Below are 20,328 nucleotides of genomic sequence, written 5' to 3'. Positions count from 1 at the left end.
GAGATCGAACACATTCTTGATGTGTGCCGCCATGTCTGGAATTTTGCTCTGCGGGAACGTAAAGACTGGCTAAATTCCCGCAAGTCACCCGTGAATGCGTGCTCGATTCGGCAGGAATTTATCTTGCCAGCAGATGCACCCTTCCCGAACTACCACGTTCAGGCTAAGCGTTTGACCGCTGCCAAGACTGAATTTCCTCAGCTCAAGACGGTCAACGCTCAGGTTCTTCAGCAAGTCCTTAGAAAACTTGAGGCTTCTTGGGAGTCGTGGCGGTTAAAACGTTCGGGTCTTCCACGATTCAAAAAGCCGAATCGAATGCGGTCGTTGGTCTTCCCCCAGATGCTCAAAAACTGCGTGTCTGATGAGGGTATAAAGCTGCCGCAACTGGGCTGGGTTCGGGTTCGGTGGTCGCGGAAAATTCCTGATTTATTTCAGGTTAAGCAAGCTCGAATTGTGCGTAAGGCATCCGGGTACTTTGTCATGCTGAGCCTTCAGGCTGACGTCGATATTCCTGCTGTAGCCCCTCACGGACATCCGGTAGGGATTGATGTGGGTCTGGAGTACTTTCTTTCAACTTCTGATGGAGAACAGGTCAAGCGACCTCGCTTCTTCAACAATCTGCACCGCAAGCTGAAATCGCTGCAACGTCGATTGAAGAAAAAGCAGAAGGGGTCAGCTAACTGGCTGAAACTCCAGAAGAAAATTGCCAGAGTCCATCAACGTATTGCCGATACGAGAAAAGACTGGCATTTCAAGCTGGCTCATCACCTCTGCGACGGTGCAGGGATGATTTTTGTCGAAGATCTCGACTTCCGCATTATGGCCAAGGGAATGCTGGGCAAGCACACCCTAGATGCTGGATTGGGTCAATTTGTGAATCAGATCCTTCCCTGGGTGTGCTGGAAGCGCGATGTGTATTACGGCAAGGTGGATGCGCGGGGCACTTCTCAGGAATGTCCCGATTGTGGGGCAGAGGTTCATAAAGACCTCTCAACCAGGATTCATCACTGTCACAACTGCGGGTCAACAAAGCCCCGTGATGTGGCGAGTGGACAAGTTATCTGTAGCCGTGGGCAACGGCAAATCGAAATGCCTGTGGAGTCGAGGCGACGGGGGATCGGGTCACTGATTCTAGTTGGCTGGCTGTGAAGCAGGAAATCTTTGGGGCGACCCAAGGAATCTCCCTGCATACCCGGAACGGGTTGCTGGGAGAGGATGTCAACGCACGTCGTTCGCGAAGCGTTGGAAACCCGAAAAACAGAGGAAACGCAGCGAACTGACGCGTCTTATCACAGTTGACGCGCAGCTCAAACACCGATCGCTGCCAAAGCCGATCTATCCTTTAATGTAAAGTTTTGTTACTTACACTTGAAGATTGTTATCAGTTAAATAGATAAGCCTCGACTGTAGGCTTTAAAAGTTCACCCCTGTGGATCTTTGAGATCGGGCGCAGGAGAGTATGCTTATTGAGAATTTGCAGCAAGATTGGCTTATTGAAAGTCAATAGACATATTTTGTTGAGAGTAGTAAGCTGATGACAGCTAGAGGAAGAACGCACTCAAGCATCGGTATTACGAAGGATCGCCTCTGAAACTCGTGCTGCGATTCCACGTCACCCGATCGCCGACTGGGTTTTCCTTAGCATCAACTATCTACCTTGGAGAAGCATCATGGCTACGACTACTGTTCGGGAAGTCCAATCGCAACAACTGCAAACAGCTAATTGTCAAGCTTGCTTGTCGCTCAACTGCCCTCTGAGCGGTTCTGCGGACTTTCCCGTGACGATGTGTAGCAGTTATCGTACCGCAAACTGCGCCCTGTGTGTCAACAAATCTTGCGCTCTCAACGGCACGTTGGAATCCCCCGTCATGTCTTGCGACGGTTTCCAACCCGTTGGTGCTTGAGTCAAGACAGAGATACCTAGACGACAACAATACTCCTTCGCTCGGCGCTTGTGGTCGAGTACAGCCGTAAGCGTATAAGCAATCTAAGCGATCGCACGTTCGAGAGATGGGATTTACTGAACCCCTCACTCAGACTGTCCGCGACGTGCGATCGCGCCGAGCGATATTTCGTTTTCGGCATTGAACTGTCTCTCGAAGTCGCTTCACTGCGATCGGTGCGACGGTGGCGAAGGCTCGTCGCCCTCCTTCAACTGAATCAAATAGCCGCAGCGGTTCTCGCCGTTAATCATCCAGTGAGTGCGTCGCACGTGACAGTCCGGTAACGCCCGTGTAAACATATCCAATTCGTGACCGCACACGCTCGGAAACGATTCAGCCACATTAGAGATCGCACAATTATATTCTGCAACCACAAATCGCGGCTTGGCGTTGTCGTCCTCCGCCTCCAATTCCATCAATTCCGCCATATAACCTTCAACGCGGCGGAGTTCGACCAAGTGTTCCACCCGTTCTCGAAGCGGCGCTCGACCGAGTTTCTGGCGATAGAACTCAGCCTTGCGTTTCCATTGCTTGCCGAGAACCTTGCCCATCTCGTCTTGACCGACCGTTTCGGCCAGCGTATCGAGCAAGGACACCGCAAACTCGTCGTAATGATTGGGAAACCGTTCGCGTCCGGCACTCGTGAGTTCGTAAACGTGCTGCGGGCGTCCCATTCCCGCTTGCACCGAACGATGTTGAATCAGGTTTTCTCCTTCTAAATCCTTCAGATGGCGGCGAATGGCCTGCGGGCTGATTTTCAACGCCTCGGCCAAGGTCTGCGCTTTCGCTTGCCCGTATTTGAGCAAGTATTGCAGAATGTCGCCTTTCGTGGAACTATGCTGAGTGGTCGCCCTCGTCATGGTTATCCCCAAACCCATTGCAGCAACGTATTATAAGAATTATCGATTTCGACTTTGACAACAAGGGTATTGCTAAAGTAACCTTAATGTAAGGAATAAAACAACACCCTTGTTGCTTTACACTCCATTATAGACAGAAGTTGTTTGAATCAAGTGTCATATGAATGCACCGACGAGTCCCCAGCAGGCAACCGACAAGAATTTAGAAGCCATGCGGAAGTTTTCCGAACAGTACGCCAAGCGCACCGGAACTTACTTCTGTTCGGACTTAAGCATCACGGCTGTCGTCATTGAAGGCTTAGCCAAACACAAAGACGAGTTAGGTGCGCCGCTGTGTCCTTGTCGCCACTACGAAGATAAAGAAGCCGAAGTCAAAGCCACCTATTGGAACTGCCCCTGCGTTCCCATGCGAGAACGAAAAGAATGCCACTGTATGTTGTTCCTAACTGAAGATAACGACTTCGCAGGCGACCAACAAGACATTAGCATCGAAGAAATTCGCGAAACGACCGATCGCATGAGTGCATAACACTTCGAGAAGTTTAAGATTTCGCCCCGAGCCACCGCTCGATTGTTCGATCCCGATTCAATCCCACTTTAAATTCCACCTTTTCCCAACCTTTCCCACTCAACCCCGTTCGTAAGAGAGAGAACTCGATCGATGAGTGCGACCGTCAAAACCCTAGTCAACCAGCCCTACAAATACGGTTTCGTAACCGATATCGAAACCGAAAGTGTACCGCCCGGATTAAACGAAGACGTCATCCGTGCCATTTCCGTCAAGAAAAACGAACCGGAATTCATGTTGGAATTCCGTCTGAAAGCCTATCGCCAATGGCTGAAGATGGAAGAACCCAACTGGCAACACGCCAGCTATCCCCCCATCAACTATCAAGATATCGTCTATTACTCAGCTCCGAAAGTAAAAGGCGACAAGAAAAAACAAAGCCTCGACGAAGTCGATCCCGCCCTTCTCGACACCTTCGAGAAACTGGGAATTCCCCTTTCGGAGCAAAAACGCCTCGCCAACGTCGCCGTCGATGCCATTTTCGACAGCGTATCGGTGGCGACGACGTTCAAAGAAAAACTCGCCGAAGCCGGGGTTATCTTCTGTTCGATTTCAGAAGCCTTGCAAGAACACCCCGAACTGGTGAAAAAATACATCGGAAGCGTGGTTCCCGTGGGCGATAACTACTTCGCCGCCTTGAACTCCGCTGTCTTCACCGATGGTTCCTTCGTCTTCATTCCCAAAGGCGTGAAATGTCCGATGGACTTGTCGACGTACTTCCGCATCAATAATGGAGAAGCGGGACAGTTCGAGCGTACCCTCATCGTCGCCGAAGAAGGGGCATCCGTCACCTATCTCGAAGGCTGCACCGCTCCCATGTTCGACACCAACCAGCTTCACGCTGCGGTGGTGGAACTGGTGGCACTCGACGACGCCGAAATCAAGTACTCCACGGTACAAAACTGGTTCGCCGGAGACGAAGAAGGCAAAGGTGGAATTTACAACTTCGTCACCAAACGGGGGTTGTGCAAAGGCAAGAACTCCAAAATCTCATGGACGCAAGTAGAAACCGGTTCCGCCATCACCTGGAAATATCCCAGTTGCGTCTTAGTTGGCGACAACTCCGTGGGTGAGTTTTATTCCGTAGCCCTCACCAACAACCGCCAGCAAGCCGACACCGGCACGAAAATGGTGCATATCGGCAAAAACACCAAAAGCACCATTATCTCGAAAGGGATTTCGGCTGGGAAGTCGAAAAACAGCTATCGCGGCTTGGTGAAAATGGGGCCGAAAGCCTCCGGCGCCCGGAACTATTCCCAATGCGACTCGATGTTAATTGGGGACAACGCGGAAGCGAATACGTTCCCCTACATCGACGTGAGTAACAACAAGGCGCGAGTCGAACACGAAGCCTCCACCTCCAAAATTGGTGAGGATCAGTTGTTCTACTTCGCGCAGCGGGGGATTTCGGAAGAAGACGCGGTGTCTATGATTATCAGCGGATTCTGTAAAGATGTCTTCAACGAGTTACCGATGGAATTTGCGGCGGAAGCCGATAAATTGTTGAGCTTGAAACTCGAAGGAACCGTCGGTTAATTCAATCGCATCAGGTGGGCGCTGCGGTCCACCTGATTCTTCTCTCCGATGCGATCGGTGAGGTACGCGACGGCGCAAAACTTTCGGGTATAACCAACAAATCATGTACCGAGTTTCCGTAGGGTGTGTGACGGCGGTGAAGAAGTTTCGGCAATATCCAAAAAATGGAATTTCCGCCGTCACGCACCGCGCGCCACCCAAGCAATGAAAGGTAGGGTGTGTGACGGCGGTGAAGAAGCTTCGGGAAACCGCCCAAAGGGAATTTTTACCCTCACGCACCACCCCCTTGTTGAGGTAAATTCAATTCCGTTTGATTTTTGTATTGATGTGTCGGAAAAATCCAAACATCGGTGCGTAACGGCGGAATTAAATTTTTGAAAATTCAGCGAAACGGGTTGAACCGCCGTCACTACGAATTAAATTTCTGGCAATTCAAATTAAGGAAATGTCTGAAGAGTCTGAAAAGCTAAAACAGCAATTAGAAGCTATCCAAGCTGCTATTAATGCAGCGATTACCGAATTAAACGAAGCAAAAACTGAAGCAAATCGCGTTCAAAGTATTATATCTTCCAATAATGCTTTGACTCGGAGTAACGTTGCATCGGTTAAAACCAAAGCGGTGATTGAGTATTTAAAAAGTGTAAATACAAGCCTATTAGAGGCTTTTAATGCAGCCAAAGATGTAAAAAAAGGTTTAGAGGAATCCAAATGAGTGAATCAGATATTAGTCAAAAACTCGAAATTTACAAAAGAAAGTTTATAGCCGAAAAGGTTGAGATACAAATTTCGGCAATGAAATTAGAGGTCGATCAAATTCAACAAGAAATCTATGAAATTCAAAGTTTTCTTTCAGGAAAAAGCGATATCCTCAAACAGACCAGTCGCGTTCCAAAAATTAAAATGGCAAGCATTCGGGCATATCTTCAAAGTTTACAGGCTCGATCGAGCGAACTTCAAGTCTCAATCCAAGAAAGCTTAGACGCTTTAGAAAAAATCGAAAATCCTGGGTCTTCGGAGTTTGTGGTTAAAAACGTATAAAATGATACAAAAAATCGAAAATTCGAGAGCCAAAACCCTTGAAATCTCGTGAAGTTAGTTTTTCTGTCACCCTAAATTCCGAAGAGCCAAAATCCTGAAGCACCAAACGAGATAAAATAAAATCTATCTCGGTCGTTTCAAAATTCAAACTTTGTCAACCGCTAAACCCATGATTGTCGAAAACGCACCCACCATTCTATCCGTCAAAAACCTCACTTCCAACGTCGAGGGAACCCAAATTCTCAAAGGCTTGAACCTAGAAATCAAAGCCGGAGAAATCCACGCCATTATGGGACCTAATGGTTCCGGAAAAAGCACCTTCTCCAAAATTCTCGCCGGACATCCCGACTACGAAGTAACGGGGGGCGAAGTCATTTATAAAGGAGAAAACCTCCTCGAACTCGAAGCCGACGATCGCGCCACCGCAGGCGTTTTCCTCGCCTTCCAATACCCCATTGAAATCCCTGGCGTTAGCAACCTGGACTTTCTGCGCGTCGCTTATAACTCCCACCGCAAAGCTCGAGGCTTAGAAGAACTCGACACCTTCGATTTTGAAGATCTCGTTGAAGAAAAACTCGACGTCGTGAAAATGAGAGCCGAGTTCCTCAACCGCAGTGTCAACGAAGGCTTTTCCGGTGGGGAGAAAAAACGCAACGAAATCTTGCAAATGGCGCTCCTCGAACCCACCCTTTCCATTCTCGACGAAACGGATTCCGGGTTGGATATCGACGCGCTGAAAATCGTTGCCAACGGGGTGAACCAACTCGCCACAGAAGACAATTGCACGCTGATGATTACTCACTATCAGCGGTTGCTGGACTACATCGTTCCGGATTTCGTTCACGTGATGTACGACGGACGCATTATCACCAGCGGCGATAAAGATTTAGCCCTGAAACTGGAAGAGCAGGGTTACGATTGGGCGATCGAAGAATTTGCAACGGTGGGGGTGTAAATGAGTCCTGAAACGATTACCAAACAACAAGTTTCGTCGCTCACCCAACTGCTGAACCTGCGAGAACCCCTCGCTACAGAGGTGACGGCGCTGAAAACCCTGCGCGATCGATCGGAAGCCTGGGTGCGAGAACTGGCGATTCCCACGACGCGCGATGAAGAATGGCGCTTTACTGATTTGTCGCCGCTGCTGAACGTGGAGTTCAACACCGCGCCGTCGGTAGACGTCAAGCAGTCGCGCATCGAAACTTGTCTGCTTCCGGAAGCGCCGCAAAGTCGGCTCGTTTTCGTCAACGGTGCGTACACTGAAAGTCTATCGGACGTTCGGGCGTTGCCAGAGGGTGTTTGGGCGGGGAACGTCAGCGCACTTCCCCCGGAAAAACAAGAGCAACTGGGCGACTATCTCGCCCGACATCCGAACCACGGTGAAGTCTTTACCGCGTTGAACTCCGCCAGTTTTACCGATTTGGCGATCGTCTGGGTTCCGCGCGGAAAAATCGTCGAAACGCCGCTGCAACTGATGTTTGTGGCGTCTCCAACGGATAAGGCAATGCTGACGCAACCCCGCTGTCTCGTCGTCGCGGAAAGCAACAGTAGCCTGACGCTGGTTGAAGAGTATATTGCCACCACTGAAGGCTGTCCCGATTCCCAAGGTGTCGCCTATTTCAACAACGCCGTGACGGAAGTGTGGCTGCACGAAAACGCGGACGTGAATCACGTGCGCCTCGAACGGGACAACGGTTCGGCGTTCCACATCGGCACTACCGCTGTCACCCAAGCCCGCGACAGTCGCTATCGCTTCCACGCTTTGACGCTGGGGGCGCAGCTTTCGCGACACAACATCGAAGTTCATCAAATTGGGGAAGGGACGACCACCACCTTAAACGGGTTGACTCTCATCGGCAAAACGCAAACCGCCGATACCCACAGCACTGTTGCTTACAACTATCCCAACGGAACGGCGAACCAACTGCACAAGTGCATTGTCGGCGATAAAGCCCACGCCGTCTTCAACGGGCGTATCGTCGTCCCCCAAGCGGCGCAGATGACCAACGCCAGCCAACTCAACCGCAACCTGTTGCTGTCGCCGAAGGCGCGAGTTAACACGAAACCGCAGTTGGAAATCGTGGCCGATAACGTCAAGTGCAGCCACGGCGCGACGGTGAGTCAACTCGAAGCGGACGAGGTGTTTTATCTGCAAAGTCGCGGGTTGGACAAAACCACCAGCGAAAACCTCCTCGTCGATGCGTTTGCGGCGGAAATTCTGCAAGAGGTTCCTTTAGAGTCCCTGCGGAAAGCGATCGCCCAATGCGTCGCCTGTCGCGTCGAGTTGTAATCTCGAAGTCTGGGTTCTCCAACGACTCGTTAATCGTTAATCTAGAACTATCTAGCACTATACCGAGCGAACGTCCGAACGCTGAAGCCCCAACATGACTCTTGCTACTGAAAAAACCTTAGCCGATCGCGTGCGGGAAGAATTCCCAATCCTGCACCAGCAGGTTCACGGTAAACCCCTGGTGTACCTGGACAACGCGGCGACATCCCAGAAGCCGAACGCGGTTCTCGACGCCCTAGAACACTATTACAAATTCGATAACTCCAACGTTCATCGAGGCGTCCACGCCCTCAGCGCCCGCGCCACGGAGAACTACGAAGCCGCCCGCGATAAAGTGGCAGCCTTCGTCAACGCCGCGTCTCGCAACGAAATCGTCTTTACCCGCAACGCCAGCGAAGCCATCAACTTGGTGGCGTATTCCTGGGGGGCGAACACGCTGCAACTGGGAGACGAAATTATCCTCTCGGTGATGGAACACCACAGTAACCTTGTGCCTTGGCAGTTGGTGGCGCAGCGTACCGGGGCGGTGTTGAAATTCGTCGAAATGACGGAGACGCAAGAGTTCGATTTCGAGCAGTATCAAAGCCTGCTGTCGGAGAAAACGAAACTCGTCGCCGTGGTTCACGTCTCCAACACCCTCGGCTGCATCAACCCGGTTCGCGACATTACCGAACTGGCGCACCAACGGGGGGCGAAGGTGTTAATCGACGCCTGCCAAAGTGTGCCGCATATGCCCATCGACGTGCAGGAAATCGGCTGTGACTGGCTGGTGGCGTCGGGACATAAGATGTGTGCGCCGACGGGAATCGGGTTTTTATACGGCAAATTGGAGATTCTCGAAGCCATGCCTCCGTTTTTGGGCGGCGGCGAGATGATTGCTGATGTGGAGTTGGAAGCGTCTACGTATGCCGAACTTCCCCATAAGTTTGAGGCGGGAACTCCGGCGATTGGTGAAGCGATCGCTCTCGGTGCGGCGGTAGATTATTTGATGAATCTCGGGATGGATAAAGTCGCCGAGTACGAACACGAACTCTGTCGGTATTTGTTCGACAAACTCTCGACGGTTCCGGGGATTACGGTGTACGGCCCGCAACCGAAAGCCGACGGCAGCGGACGGGCGGCGTTAGCGTCGTTTACGTCGGCGGACGTTCACGCCAACGACCTTTCGACGTTGTTGGACGAGGCGGGCATTGCCATTCGCACGGGGCATCACTGCACGCAGCCGTTACATAAGATTTTAGGGCAGTCTTCGACGGCGCGGGCGAGTTTGTATTTTTATAATACTCGCGAGGAAATCGATGGCTTTGTGGCGGCGTTGAAGGAGACGATCGCGTTTTTCAAGAACATCATGGGTTAGGAGAGTCCGCGATTCAGACATTCGGTACATTATCGGTACATTAAGAGGGTAGGCGATCGCCTATCCTTTTTGTTTGACGCTGTATCTCTGTGGTTTCCTATTTCCTATAGCCATTGACGAGTTGTCGTCGGGACTTGAGTTCGATACAGTAAAACTAAAAGTAACCACAACATTAAAAAAATAAAAATTTTAGGAGAACTTCCAATGTTTGACTGGCTCAATTCTCTATTAGGACGCCATCCCGAGCGCGTCAACGCTGATGTTGAAATTTATACTTGGCAGACTTGTCCGTTTTGTATTCGCGCGAAGTTGCTGCTGTGGTGGAAAGGGGTGAAGTTTACAGAGTATAAAATCGACGGTAATGAGGAAGCGCGTGCGAAAATGGCAGAACGCGCGAACGGACGCCGTTCGGTGCCGCAGATTTTTATCAACAACCAGCATATCGGCGGTTGTGACGATCTCTACGAGTTAGACAGTCAGGGGAAACTCGATCCGATGTTGGCGTGAAATCTGGCGCGATCGCTGCCTTACTATTCCATACAAAACACACCGATCGCTTGTCATGAAATCGTAGATCGAGTTTCGACTTCGCTCAACCCAACGAAAAGCGCCTATGTTTACGGCGGTTGGGTTGAGATGACGAAACCCAACTTACGCGACTATTGCATACAAAAACAACCTAAAATAATCTTACTATTTTATACAAAACCCATCGATCGCACTTTATAAAGCGATCGATGGGGTTTCACTAGCCTAAAGTCCCAGCGTTAAAGATTCGCGAGAACCTTAGTAACGGCCGATACCTTGACCGGGTTTGTAAACGATGAAGCTCACCGTTTGGCACTGCTTGATGTTGTCGAAACCGACGACGCGAATGTAGCAGTTGGAGTACTCAGAACGGCACTCGCGGACTTCGTTGAGAACGTCTTGGGGGGTGCGAGCGTCGAAGAGGGGCAACTTCCACAGCGTCCAGTGGTGGTCGCCGGGGAGGGGATCGGCTTCAAATTCCACCGCCGGGATGAACCCTTGATCCAACATATATTGGATTTGGGCGGCGATTTGCTGGTCGGTCAGCGGGGGCAAGTAAGACAGCGTTTCGTAGCGGCGCTCTTTCGGCAGCGTTTTCATCTCAAATAACTCCTAAAGGTCGTGTCGGAATTCAATCTTGAGAGTCGTTGGACTCGATTTCTGGATGAGTTTCCGTAGAAGACTCCAAGGACGAGTCAGCGGTTTGGGTCAAACGTTCCAGAATTTGGCGGCGACAGTCAGTATTCGAGTTGGCGATGTTCGCTCGAACCATCTCCGGAAGAAAATCCAAGATTTCCTCGGCTAAGTGGGCGCGAACGGTCAAAATCCGCAACACCAACTCTTTATTGTCCTGCATCAATTCTTGCAGGAAAACTTCGCCCTTTTGGATCCGGTTTTCTGCCGAACGCTGACTGAGCCAAATTGCCTGAGACGGGTTCGTCTCCGATAACTGGTCGATAATCGTCCGAACGGCCTGATAGGTCAAATAACTTTGTAAGACCTCGGCTGTTTGGTTTGCGACTTTTTTCGGATACATCGAACCTAACCCTCCCTCAACCGCCTCGTCTTGCGGTGCTAGTAGTCGTAACGATCGCTACTCGAACGCTCGTTACTACCACTAGCAGCTTTTCAGCGATTAGAGGGTATCGACCGCTTCAAACTCGAACTTGATTTCTTTCCACAGTTCGCAAGCCACGGCCAGTTCGGGAGACCATTTGGCAGCTTCGCGGATGATGTCGCCACCTTCGCGCATGAGGTTGCGGCCTTCGTTACGGGCTTGGACGCAAGCTTCGAGCGCGACACGGTTGGCGGTTGCACCCGGCGCGTTACCCCAGGGGTGTCCGAGGGTTCCACCACCGAACTGCAAGCAGGAATCGTCACCGAAGATGTCCAGCAGTGCGGGCATATGCCACACGTGAATACCACCGGACGCCACAGGCATTACGCCGGGCAGAGACGCCCAGTCTTGGGTGAAGAAGATACCGCGAGAACGGTCTTCTTCGACGAAATCTTCGCGCATCAAGTCCACGAAGCCCATGGTGATGCCTTTTTCACCTTCGAGCTTACCGACGACGGTTCCAGAGTGCAGGTGGTCGCCACCAGAGAGACGCAAGCACTTAGCGAGGACGCGGAAGTGGATACCGTGGATTTTCTGACGGTCGATAACCGCGTGCATTGCACGGTGAATGTGCAGCAGAACACCGTTGTCACGGCACCAACGCGCCAGGGTGGTGTTGGCGGTGAAACCACCGGTGAGGTAGTCGTGCATGATGATGGGGGTGCCGATTTCTTTGGCGAATTCGGCCCGCTGCATCATTTGCTCGCAGGTGGGGGCGGTCACGTTGAGGTAGTGACCTTTGATTTCGTTGGTTTCAGCCTGTGCTTTTTCGATGGCTTCTTGGACGAACAAGAAGCGATCGCGCCAGCGCATGAAGGGCTGAGAGTTGATGTTTTCGTCGTCTTTGGTGAAGTCCAAACCACCGCGCAGACATTCGTAGACGGCGCGACCGTAGTTCTTCGCAGACAAACCCAGTTTCGGTTTGATGGTGCAACCGAGGAGAGGACGACCGTATTTGTTCAGTTTGTCCCGTTCGACGGTGATACCGTGTGGCGGTCCTTGGAAGGTTTTGACGAGGGCGACCGGGAAGCGGATATCTTCGAGGCGCAGGGCTTTGAGAGCTTTAAATCCGAAAACGTTCCCCACGATCGAGGTCAGAATGTTCGTGACCGAACCTTCCTCGAACAGATCGAGCGGATAGGCGACGAAGCAGAAGTATTGGTTGTCTTCGCCGGGGACGGCTTCGATGTCGTAGCAACGACCTTTGTAGCGATCGAGGTCGGTCAGTCCGTCCGTCCACACCGTCGTCCAGGTTCCGGTGGAGGATTCAGCGGCTACTGCTGCACCTGCTTCTTCGGCGGGAACGCCAGGCTGCGGGGTCATGCGGAAGCACGCCAGCAGGTCGGTGTCTTTGGGGGTGTAGTCGGGGGTGTAATACGTCAGGCGATAGTCCTTAACGCCTGCCTCAAACCCGGCTGATTTCGCTTGTACCATTTCCTCAGCTATCTCCTTAATATCAGAGGTTCAATATCGACAGAACGCGACCGTTGACCGTCGTAAGCGTCTGTCCCGTCGTCTGCTCTTCCATCGCTGCCGATGTCAGAGTCGTGCCTACCGCCGTTCGGCACGATCGCCACGAAGCGAGACTTGCTTTGTCAGGTCGCACTGTACAGGCTAAGCCTGTTTGCTTCTCGGTCTCGACAGTCTTTCTGGGTGAAAACCCGTCCCCAGCGAACCGCTTGACTGGTCAAAACTTTTTGGCGCTCTCCGTTGCCGCTTTTTAACGGAATTTTACTGCCGCGAGCGCATCGCTCGAAAAGCGATCGAGAGTCGAGAAGTTATTGAAGCCAACAGTTTGGATTGAATGTTTCCTTACCGAGACATATCTTAACACGGTTCGGGATTTTTTCTTAAAAAAATCTCGCGTTTATGAAGATATCTAGATTTCTTTTTTTTCTGAGTCGGATTAGTTTAACTAATGCAAATTTACTTGTAAAGGAATATCACAAAAAGTAAAGAATAAAAACACGGAAAAACCCGCCCGATCGCTACAAAGAACGGACGAAAAACCCTTTAATTTTGACAGTTTCTCCTCGGATATCCGACTTCACTTCTGTCAGATCTTTCAAGACTCGGGGAGATTTTTTTACATTTAGAAAAGAAAATTAGGGTATTGCTGCACGTCCCGATAAAAATATTTACAATTTAAGTAGGAGCGACTGCAAATTGACCGAGGAAACACTGCCGAGGGACGGTAAAATTTACGCCCATTAGGGAGTGTTCTCACCCTCAGACTCAGAACGCTTGGCATGGGGAAATAACGTGGTCAAAATCCGATTGAGATGGACTTCTCCATAGATAATTCGCGTTTGACTGACCTCAGCGGGTGGCTCTGACGAATTTTCAGGAACGTCTTCGGGCGATCGCTCGGAATTCTCCAGGGTATCTGTTGGAGTGGTCGCGGCATCTCCTTCGGGCGAGTCTTGCCAGTAATCTGGCTCCGCTTCAGGTTCCGGTGTCGGCGGAGTCGGGTCTTCGGAGGTTTCGAGAGAACGGGGTCGATCGCGATCCGAGGATGGCGAAATTTCGGAAGTCTCGTCCTCGACTGGCGTTTCTCCAACGATGGGGCGACTGCGATCGCCGACGATGGAGGCTGTCGGCAAAATGCAATTGGCAGCAATATCGCGATCGATGACTGTCGACGCCGCGCCGACGCAAGCGTGAGCGCCGATTTTACACGCGCCCACCAACAGCACGCCCGCCCCTAAATTCGCCCCCGTTTCGATATCGATCGCCCCGTTGTGGGCGTGAATCACCGTTCCCAAGCCAATACACACCCCCGCCGCGATCGAAATTCGACTGTTCGCTCCGGCCTGCAAAACCACGCCCGTTGCGATGGCGGCACTCGGATGGATCGCGACCTCCCCACAAATATAGAGATCGTCGCGAGAGAATTCTGCTCCGCTGACGCGATCGAAACTAGATATCGGTAGCCGTTGCATTCGGGTAATCGGTCAGAGGTTTACCAACGCGTCTCGTCTTCAGGCAGGAGAAATCGAGGGATGACAGTTATCTCCCGTTCGCTTCAGTCAGTATGCGTCCGCGTCGATTTCTCCCGATCTCGAACTGAACGAGTCGCGGTTTTACGGACGTTGGATAATCGTTTCGGCCACCCGACGCTTGGCAGCGGCATCGATACCGATCAGCCGCACGTATTCGCCATCGTGTTCTTGCAAACAGGCTTCGAGGGCGGGAACCACATCCGACAGGCGAGTGCTGTCGATGGGGGCACAACTTTGCCAGGATTTAGTTTTAAACCGACGGGGCGTCGCGTGTTCCGTACCGATTTTGCAACCTTGCGCCAACAGCGATCGAATTTGGTCGAGGGTTTCGCGATCGAGGCGATCGCTCGACGCGCCGTTTTTCGAGGCTTGGTAGCTCGCGGCACTCGCGCCGAACCCTTGGCCGGTCGAACTTGCAGCCGTTCGAGATCCACTCGACGGTGCGGGTTTGTCGTCGGGGCGTTGAATAATCGTTTCCAACACGCGGCGTTTGGCGCCGGGGTCGATACCGATTAACTGCACGTATTCCCCAGCGTGTTCGGCCATGCAGGCTTCGAGTTCCCGCAACACTTCCCGTTCTTGCGTCGCTTGAATGGGAGCGCAGCTTTTCCAAGACTTGGTTTTAAAGCGGCGCGGCGTGGCGTGTTCCGTACCGATGCGGTAGCCCTGAGACAACAGCGATCGCACTTGGTCGATCGTTTCGGGACTCAGGCTCGTGCTACCACTGCGACCGTAGGAGGCGACGCCAGCGTTCCCCGTCACCGCAGCCACTTTCGTCGCGGCGGTTTTCGTCGGGGTCGAAGACCCGTCAGGACGTTGCACGATGGTTTCTACGACGCGGCGTTTGGCCTCGGCATCGATCCCGATAACCCGCACGTATTCGCCCTGGCACTGCGTTAAAATCTCGTTCAGTTCGGCGATGGCGTCGGCTTCCCGCTTACTTTCGAGGGTTCCGACGGTCAACCAAGACTTGGTTTTGAACCGACGGGCGTTGGCGCGTTCGACGCCGATTTGGTAGCCAGCCCGCAACAGCGATCGCACCTGTTCGGCCGCATCGCCATCCAAGTCACCACTGGCGGTCGTCGTGCCTCCGCCGCGAGACGCGGCCGGACGGCTAGCCCGATAAGAGGACGCACCGGAAGATCCGTTCCCCGTCGGGGCAGATTCTCCCGGCCGTTGGACGATAATTTCAGCCACGCGGCGTTTGGCGTCGGGGTCGATACCCACAACGCGCACGTATTCATTTTCATAATCGGCTAAAGCGCCTTGCAGTTCGGCTAACGCGCGATCGGGGCGGTTGCTCGATAGCGTGCCGGCCGTCAGCCAGGATTTGGTTTTGAACCGACGGGCGTTGGCGTGTTCGATACCGATTCGATATCCTTGTTGGAGCAGTCTTCTGACCTGCTCGGTCGTTTCTCGATTGAAAGTCATCTTCCCTACTGACGTATCGCTGGATACAGCTCGTCGAAGCTCGTCACTTTTAAGATCTCGTACAGGCGACATTTCGCCCGTGCCGTTGGATTGCTGGGCTTCCTCGCGCAGTGCCGCGTTGATTTCCAAGAGGCGAGCGGCAAAGGCGCGATCGACATCTCGCACGTCCGGCAAGCGATCGGCTTGAGCCTGCGTCGTTACCGTTGCCCCCGACGGAACGTATTTCCCCGGTGGAATCGCCACGTCTTGAATCAAAGCGTGCATCATGACGATACAGCCTTTCCCGACTCGCGCGTTGAAGACGGTCGATCGAAACCCGATAAAACAGTCGTCTCCCACGTAAGCCGGGCCGTGAATCAAGGCCATGTGCGCGATGCAGGTGTCTCGACCGATCCAAACCGAATATTCTTTTTGTCGGTCGCCGAGGACTTTGGAGCCATCTAATCCGTGGATGACGACACCGTCTTGGATGTTGCTGCGATCTCCGATATAAAACGGAGACCCTTCATCCGCTCGAATAGACGTACCTGGAGCGATAACGACACCTTCGCCGACGGTCACGTCTCCGATGAGATTTGCAAAGGAGTGGACGTAAGCCGTTTCTTGAATTTTCGGTTCGCCAAGCTCCCGCGACCGCGATGGCGGTGGAGCCGCGCGCTTGCGAACAACCATAACTATTTCGATCCTCCCAATTCAACCTTTCCAACTCGAGCCACTCCGGAGCGGATCGGGTTAATTCCTGACGGAGATTCCGTCACCTCGTTGTTTAGTATTGGTCTTTTTTGTTATAGAGCTGCCCGTTCTCCACGCTAACGGTGTCGATGATGCCGATGGCCAAAGCGTCGATCGGACAATTTTCGCGACCCGATTCCACTCGCGCCGCGCTCCCGCGACTGACGAGAACCCACTCTCCCACGCCAGCGCCGACCAAATCCGCCGCCACTTCGTATTGAGGTCGAGCTCGGCCGTCACTGTCGATCGTCTGCAACACCAATAACTTCAAACCCCTCATGCTATCGAGCTTTTGGGTGCTGACAACGGTGCCGCACACTTTTGCAATCTGCATTCGCTAAGTTTTCCGTTTAACGGCGGATGGTGCGCGGCGAACCGACGCTTTCCCGGAACTGTTCGACCGCCTCGGTATAGCGGATCGGCAGCACGTGCTCTAGGTTTTCGTGGGGACGCGCGATAATGTGGGTCGAGAGAACTTCACCGCCGTTGACGCGTTTGACGTTATCGACACCCGCACCGACGGAAGCTTGCACTTCCGACACGTCACCACGCACGATTACGGTCACGCGACCCGAACCGATTTTTTCATATCCGACTAAGGTTACGCGGGCTGCTTTCACCATCGCATCGGCGGCTTCGACGACCGCCGGAAACCCGAGGGTTTCGATCATTCCTACTGCAATCGACATAATATTCTCAAACTCCTGAAATTTCTGATTCCGTTGGGTCAACGGCCGTCTTTATAGTTGGTCTGTGATGCAAACCTCAGCTAACGAACTTTCGCTCGTGCCGCGATCGCAGACCAACTCGATCGAACGACACGAACTTAATAAGTGCGGAATTGATCGACTTCCTCGGTATAGCGAATCGGCAGGACGTATTCTAAGTTCTCATGAGGACGGGCGATGATGTGCGTCGATAACACTTGACCGCCGTTGACGCGGTTGGCTGCATCGATCCCTGCGGCCACGGAGGCTTGCACTTCCGACACGTCGCCACGCACGATGACCGTCACGCGACCCGAGCCGATTTTTTCGTATCCGACTAAGGTGACGCGAGCCGCTTTCACCATCGAGTCAGCCGCTTCAACCACCGCCGGGAACCCCAGCGTTTCCACCATTCCTACCGCAATTGACATATTGACGCTCCTTAATATTCCTGAGCCACGATCGAAAACGCGGACAAAATACAATCGATGCAAAAACAGCCCGGTTATTGTGTTTCAGCTCTGTTCGACGGTTCGGTTTCGTTCTCGCCATGGCGGTGTCTCGGACAAGACTGTTGGCTTCTTCGACCGGCGAGTCGATTCCTCTCAGAGTACCGAAAACAAGTAACCCAGCAATTTTTGGACGGGGAAGGCTAAATTATTCAATCCCAATACAAAGGGTAGGAAACTTTGGCACCTTTGACAATATAAATCAAGATGATATTTTTAAATCGGATGGTTTAATAAAAGTTAACGGCCGAATTTCTCGGACAAGGTTCTCGCGATCGCGACGATTCTCGGTCGGGCGTTCTGAACTGCCTTATAATTTCTTTATCCTTTCATCGATCGATTGACTTTCGCCCCTGCCAGCTATTGCAGAGGCGATAAAGTTGCTGTGTTCGATCGATCGAACCGACACCCGAACCGATCGTTTGCGAAACCGACAACAATCGTTCTTCCGCGCGGGAGATTCCCGAAGCGGGCGATCGGTGCAGTTGGCCTCGATCGCGGCGTGCGTTGGTAATGGTTGTCCGTTTTACAGATTTTTTTATAATGACTCGTTTGCTTTTGGAGACCTGTTGGTTCGTCCCCATTTACGGGCTGCTCGGTGCAATTTTAACGTTACCGTGGTCTCTCAGTATCGTGCAGCGCACCGGACAGCGTCCGGCGGCCTACATCAACTTACTGATGACGCTGGCGGCGTTCGTCCACGGATCGATCGCCTATTTCCAAACCTGGAATCGCGAACCCCAACAACTTATATTTCCGTGGCTGCAAGCGGCAGACTTAGACTTGTCCCTAGCGATCGAAATCTCCCAAGTCAGCCTGGGGGCGATGGAACTGGTGACGGGAATCAGCCTCGTCGCCCAACTCTACGCCCTGGGCTACATGGAAAAAGACTGGTCTCTGGCGCGGTTTTTCGGCATGATGGGCTTCTTTGAAGCCGCCTTGAGTGGAATTGCCCTGAGCGATTCTCTCTTCCTCAGTTACGGCTTACTCGAAATGCTCACCCTGTCGACGTACCTCCTGGTAGGCTTCTGGTACGCTCAACCCCTGGTTGTCACTGCCGCGCGCGATGCTTTCCTCACCAAGCGCGTCGGCGATATCTTGCTATTAATGGGCTTAGTCGCCCTCTCGAGCTACGGAACCGGCTTGACCTTCAGCGAACTCGAAGCCTGGGCCGAAACCAACCCCCTGCCCTTCTGGACGGCCACCTGGCTGGGCTTGGGACTGATTGCCGGGCCGCTTGGAAAATGCGCCCAATTTCCCCTCAACCTCTGGCTCGACGAAGCTATGGAAGGCCCGAGTCCCGCTTCGATTTTGCGAAACTCCGTCGTCGTCTCGGCCGGTGCCTACGTTCTCATTCGCCTACAACCCGTCTTTACGCTGTCTCCCGTCGTAGCTGACAGCCTCATCGTCATCGGTGCGATTACCGCCATCGGCGCGTCCCTAATGTCGATCGCTCAAATCGATATTAAACGGACTCTATCCCACTCCACCAGCGCCTACATGGGTCTGGTGTTTATCGCAGTCGGTCTCGGACAAGTCGATATCGCCCTGTTGCTGCTATTTACCCACTCCATTGCCAAAGCGTTGCTATTTACGAGCGTTGGCTCTTTGATTCTGGCTACGAACAGCCAAAACATCACCGAAATGGGCGGTCTGTGGTCGCGAATGCCCGCCACGACGACTTCTTTTGTCGTCGGTTCCGCCGGACTCGTCGCCTTGCTTCCTTTGGGTGGGTTCTGGACGCTGCGCCGTTGGGTCAACGGCTTTCAAGATATCCCCTGGTGGGCGGTATCGATTTTACTGGTGGTCAACGGACTGAGCGCCTTGAGTTTGACGCGGGTGTTTCGATCGATCTTCTTAGGGTCTGCCCAACCGAAAACCCGTCGCGCTCCCGAAGCCCCCTGGCCGATGGCCGTTCCGATGGTGTCTCTCATCGTCGTGACGCTGTTGGTTCCGCTAATTTTGCAACGTTGGCAACTGCTCTTAACTTGGACTGGCCCTTGGGAATATTCTCACAATCCCCTGGTTCAGTTCGGCGTTCCCTTGCTGGTGTTAAGCGGCTTCCTCGGTGTCATGGCGGGAAGTATCATCCCCCTCGAGCGGACTGGGGCGCGATCGCGCCGCATTCTCGTGCGGTTTTGGCAAGACTTGCTCGCTTATGACTTCTATATCGATCGCATCTATCGCGTGACCGTCGTTGCCTTAGTCGCACTGTTCTCTCGCCTCGCCTCCACCTTCGATCGATACATTGTCGATGGCGCTGTGAACCTCGTCGGATGGGTCGCCATTTTCAGCGGTCAAGCCCTCAAATACAGCGTTTCCGGTCAGTCTCAGTTTTACGTCCTGACGATTCTCGTCGGAACCGGCGTTCTCGTCTTTCTGGCCTTGACCTGGCCGTTCTGAGATAGGGAGATGAGGAGATTTCACACCATCTCCTCATCTCCTGGTTGAGGGCGGTGCGTGACGATTTCTCGGTCTCAGGATTTATACCCGATTTTTCAAGTCACGCAGCCTTGTATGTTGGCGGTGTACATTGTCGGTGCGTGACGATTTCTCGGTCTCAGGATTTATACCCGATTTTTCAAGTCACGCAGCCTTGTATGTTGGCGGTGTACATTGTCGGTGCGTGACGATTTCTCGGTCTCAGGATTTATACCCGATTTTTCAAGTCACGCACCCTACGGCCGCCTTATCAACGATCGATTGTCAA

Annotated in this window: 21 protein-coding genes and 1 pseudogene; 12 read left to right on the top strand and 10 right to left on the bottom strand. The window is 52.7% G+C overall.

What is annotated here, in order from left to right; all coding sequences use genetic code 11:
* Both GEI7105_RS31905 and GEI7105_RS35345 read left to right on the top strand, forming a co-directional pair.
* Nucleotides 1–1,280, top strand: a pseudogene (locus GEI7105_RS31905) (RNA-guided endonuclease InsQ/TnpB family protein); the annotation flags it as partial.
* A gap of 390 nt (nucleotides 1,281–1,670) precedes the next feature.
* The gene (locus GEI7105_RS35345) at nucleotides 1,671–1,904 is read left to right on the top strand and encodes a hypothetical protein (protein WP_071592104.1); all 234 of its coding nucleotides are present in this window, start codon (nucleotides 1,671–1,673) and stop codon (nucleotides 1,902–1,904) included.
* Nucleotides 1,905–2,107: 203 nt separating this feature from the next.
* Here GEI7105_RS35345 and sufR read toward each other — a convergent pair whose 3' ends face one another.
* Nucleotides 2,108–2,803 carry an iron-sulfur cluster biosynthesis transcriptional regulator SufR gene (gene sufR, locus GEI7105_RS0122365; protein WP_144053985.1) on the bottom strand — a complete coding sequence of 232 codons (696 nt, stop codon included), beginning with the start codon at nucleotides 2,801–2,803 and terminating at the stop codon, nucleotides 2,108–2,110.
* 160 nt (nucleotides 2,804–2,963) lie between these two features.
* Between sufR and GEI7105_RS0122360 the strand changes: the two genes are divergently transcribed.
* From GEI7105_RS0122360 to grxC, 9 genes are all read left to right on the top strand, one after another.
* Nucleotides 2,964–3,332, top strand: coding sequence for a ferredoxin thioredoxin reductase catalytic beta subunit (locus tag GEI7105_RS0122360; RefSeq protein ID WP_017662638.1), 369 nt, complete (start codon nucleotides 2,964–2,966; stop codon nucleotides 3,330–3,332).
* Between the two features lie 132 nt (nucleotides 3,333–3,464).
* The gene (sufB, locus tag GEI7105_RS0122355; protein ID WP_017662637.1) at nucleotides 3,465–4,907 is read left to right on the top strand and encodes a Fe-S cluster assembly protein SufB; all 1,443 of its coding nucleotides are present in this window, start codon (nucleotides 3,465–3,467) and stop codon (nucleotides 4,905–4,907) included.
* 123 nt (nucleotides 4,908–5,030) lie between these two features.
* Nucleotides 5,031–5,285 carry a hypothetical protein gene (locus GEI7105_RS38735; RefSeq protein WP_158413248.1) on the top strand — a complete coding sequence of 85 codons (255 nt, stop codon included), beginning with the start codon at nucleotides 5,031–5,033 and terminating at the stop codon, nucleotides 5,283–5,285.
* 67 nt (nucleotides 5,286–5,352) lie between these two features.
* Entirely contained in the window at nucleotides 5,353–5,619 is a 267-nt protein-coding gene (locus GEI7105_RS0122350) for a hypothetical protein (RefSeq protein ID WP_017662636.1), read from the top strand.
* Nucleotides 5,616–5,945, top strand: a complete 330-nt coding sequence (locus tag GEI7105_RS0122345) for a hypothetical protein (RefSeq protein WP_017662635.1) — start codon at nucleotides 5,616–5,618, stop codon at nucleotides 5,943–5,945. The genes GEI7105_RS0122350 and GEI7105_RS0122345 overlap by 4 nt, the downstream gene beginning before the upstream one ends.
* Nucleotides 5,946–6,114: 169 nt before the next feature.
* Nucleotides 6,115–6,900, top strand: coding sequence for a Fe-S cluster assembly ATPase SufC (gene sufC / locus GEI7105_RS0122340; protein WP_017662634.1), 786 nt, complete (start codon nucleotides 6,115–6,117; stop codon nucleotides 6,898–6,900).
* Nucleotides 6,901–8,235, top strand: coding sequence for a Fe-S cluster assembly protein SufD (gene sufD, locus GEI7105_RS0122335; protein ID WP_017662633.1), 1,335 nt, complete (start codon nucleotides 6,901–6,903; stop codon nucleotides 8,233–8,235).
* 94 nt (nucleotides 8,236–8,329) lie between these two features.
* Complete coding sequence (locus GEI7105_RS0122330; RefSeq protein WP_017662632.1) at nucleotides 8,330–9,592, top strand: SufS family cysteine desulfurase; 1,263 nt, start codon at nucleotides 8,330–8,332, stop codon at nucleotides 9,590–9,592.
* A gap of 204 nt (nucleotides 9,593–9,796) precedes the next feature.
* Nucleotides 9,797–10,099: a glutaredoxin 3 gene (grxC, locus tag GEI7105_RS0122325; protein ID WP_017662631.1), complete on the top strand. Its 303-nt coding sequence runs from the start codon at nucleotides 9,797–9,799 to the stop codon at nucleotides 10,097–10,099.
* 279 nt (nucleotides 10,100–10,378) lie between these two features.
* Here grxC and GEI7105_RS0122320 read toward each other — a convergent pair whose 3' ends face one another.
* From GEI7105_RS0122320 to GEI7105_RS0122285, 9 genes are all read right to left on the bottom strand, one after another.
* Entirely contained in the window at nucleotides 10,379–10,720 is a 342-nt protein-coding gene (locus GEI7105_RS0122320; protein WP_017662630.1) for a ribulose bisphosphate carboxylase small subunit, read from the bottom strand.
* 31 nt (nucleotides 10,721–10,751) lie between these two features.
* Nucleotides 10,752–11,156 (bottom strand): RuBisCO chaperone RbcX, encoded by a 405-nt coding sequence (gene rcbX, locus GEI7105_RS0122315; protein ID WP_017662629.1) that lies wholly within the window; start codon nucleotides 11,154–11,156, stop codon nucleotides 10,752–10,754.
* A 99-nt stretch (nucleotides 11,157–11,255) separates the two neighbouring features.
* Nucleotides 11,256–12,671, bottom strand: a complete 1,416-nt coding sequence (locus GEI7105_RS0122310; protein WP_017662628.1) for a form I ribulose bisphosphate carboxylase large subunit — start codon at nucleotides 12,669–12,671, stop codon at nucleotides 11,256–11,258.
* Nucleotides 12,672–12,693: 22 nt separating this feature from the next.
* A complete protein-coding gene (locus GEI7105_RS38730; RefSeq protein ID WP_158413247.1) occupies nucleotides 12,694–12,843 on the bottom strand; it encodes a hypothetical protein in 150 nt (49 codons plus the stop codon).
* Between the two features lie 604 nt (nucleotides 12,844–13,447).
* Nucleotides 13,448–14,179, bottom strand: coding sequence for a beta-carboxysome scaffolding protein CcmN (ccmN, locus tag GEI7105_RS31900; protein ID WP_017662627.1), 732 nt, complete (start codon nucleotides 14,177–14,179; stop codon nucleotides 13,448–13,450).
* A gap of 141 nt (nucleotides 14,180–14,320) precedes the next feature.
* Nucleotides 14,321–16,342 (bottom strand): beta-carboxysome scaffolding protein CcmM, encoded by a 2,022-nt coding sequence (ccmM, locus tag GEI7105_RS0122300; protein ID WP_017662626.1) that lies wholly within the window; start codon nucleotides 16,340–16,342, stop codon nucleotides 14,321–14,323.
* A 94-nt stretch (nucleotides 16,343–16,436) separates the two neighbouring features.
* Entirely contained in the window at nucleotides 16,437–16,736 is a 300-nt protein-coding gene (gene ccmL, locus GEI7105_RS0122295; protein ID WP_026097873.1) for a beta-carboxysome shell vertex protein CcmL, read from the bottom strand.
* A gap of 16 nt (nucleotides 16,737–16,752) precedes the next feature.
* On the bottom strand, nucleotides 16,753–17,091 hold the full coding sequence (locus tag GEI7105_RS0122290; RefSeq protein WP_026097872.1) for a carbon dioxide-concentrating mechanism protein CcmK: 339 nt from the start codon (nucleotides 17,089–17,091) through the stop codon (nucleotides 16,753–16,755).
* A gap of 137 nt (nucleotides 17,092–17,228) precedes the next feature.
* Complete coding sequence (locus GEI7105_RS0122285; RefSeq protein ID WP_017662623.1) at nucleotides 17,229–17,540, bottom strand: carbon dioxide-concentrating mechanism protein CcmK; 312 nt, start codon at nucleotides 17,538–17,540, stop codon at nucleotides 17,229–17,231.
* A gap of 621 nt (nucleotides 17,541–18,161) precedes the next feature.
* Here GEI7105_RS0122285 and GEI7105_RS0122270 point away from each other — a divergent pair.
* A complete protein-coding gene (locus tag GEI7105_RS0122270) occupies nucleotides 18,162–20,021 on the top strand; it encodes an NAD(P)H-quinone oxidoreductase subunit F (RefSeq protein ID WP_026097871.1) in 1,860 nt (619 codons plus the stop codon).
* Nucleotides 20,022–20,328 lie beyond the last annotated feature (307 nt).

The sequence above is a fragment of the Baaleninema simplex PCC 7105 genome (assembly GCF_000332355.1).
Classification (GTDB): domain Bacteria; phylum Cyanobacteriota; class Cyanobacteriia; order Cyanobacteriales; family Geitlerinemataceae; genus Baaleninema; species Baaleninema simplex.
The sequence above is the reverse complement of the archived record's forward strand: the minus strand, read 5'-3'. Positions and strand labels throughout refer to the sequence as shown.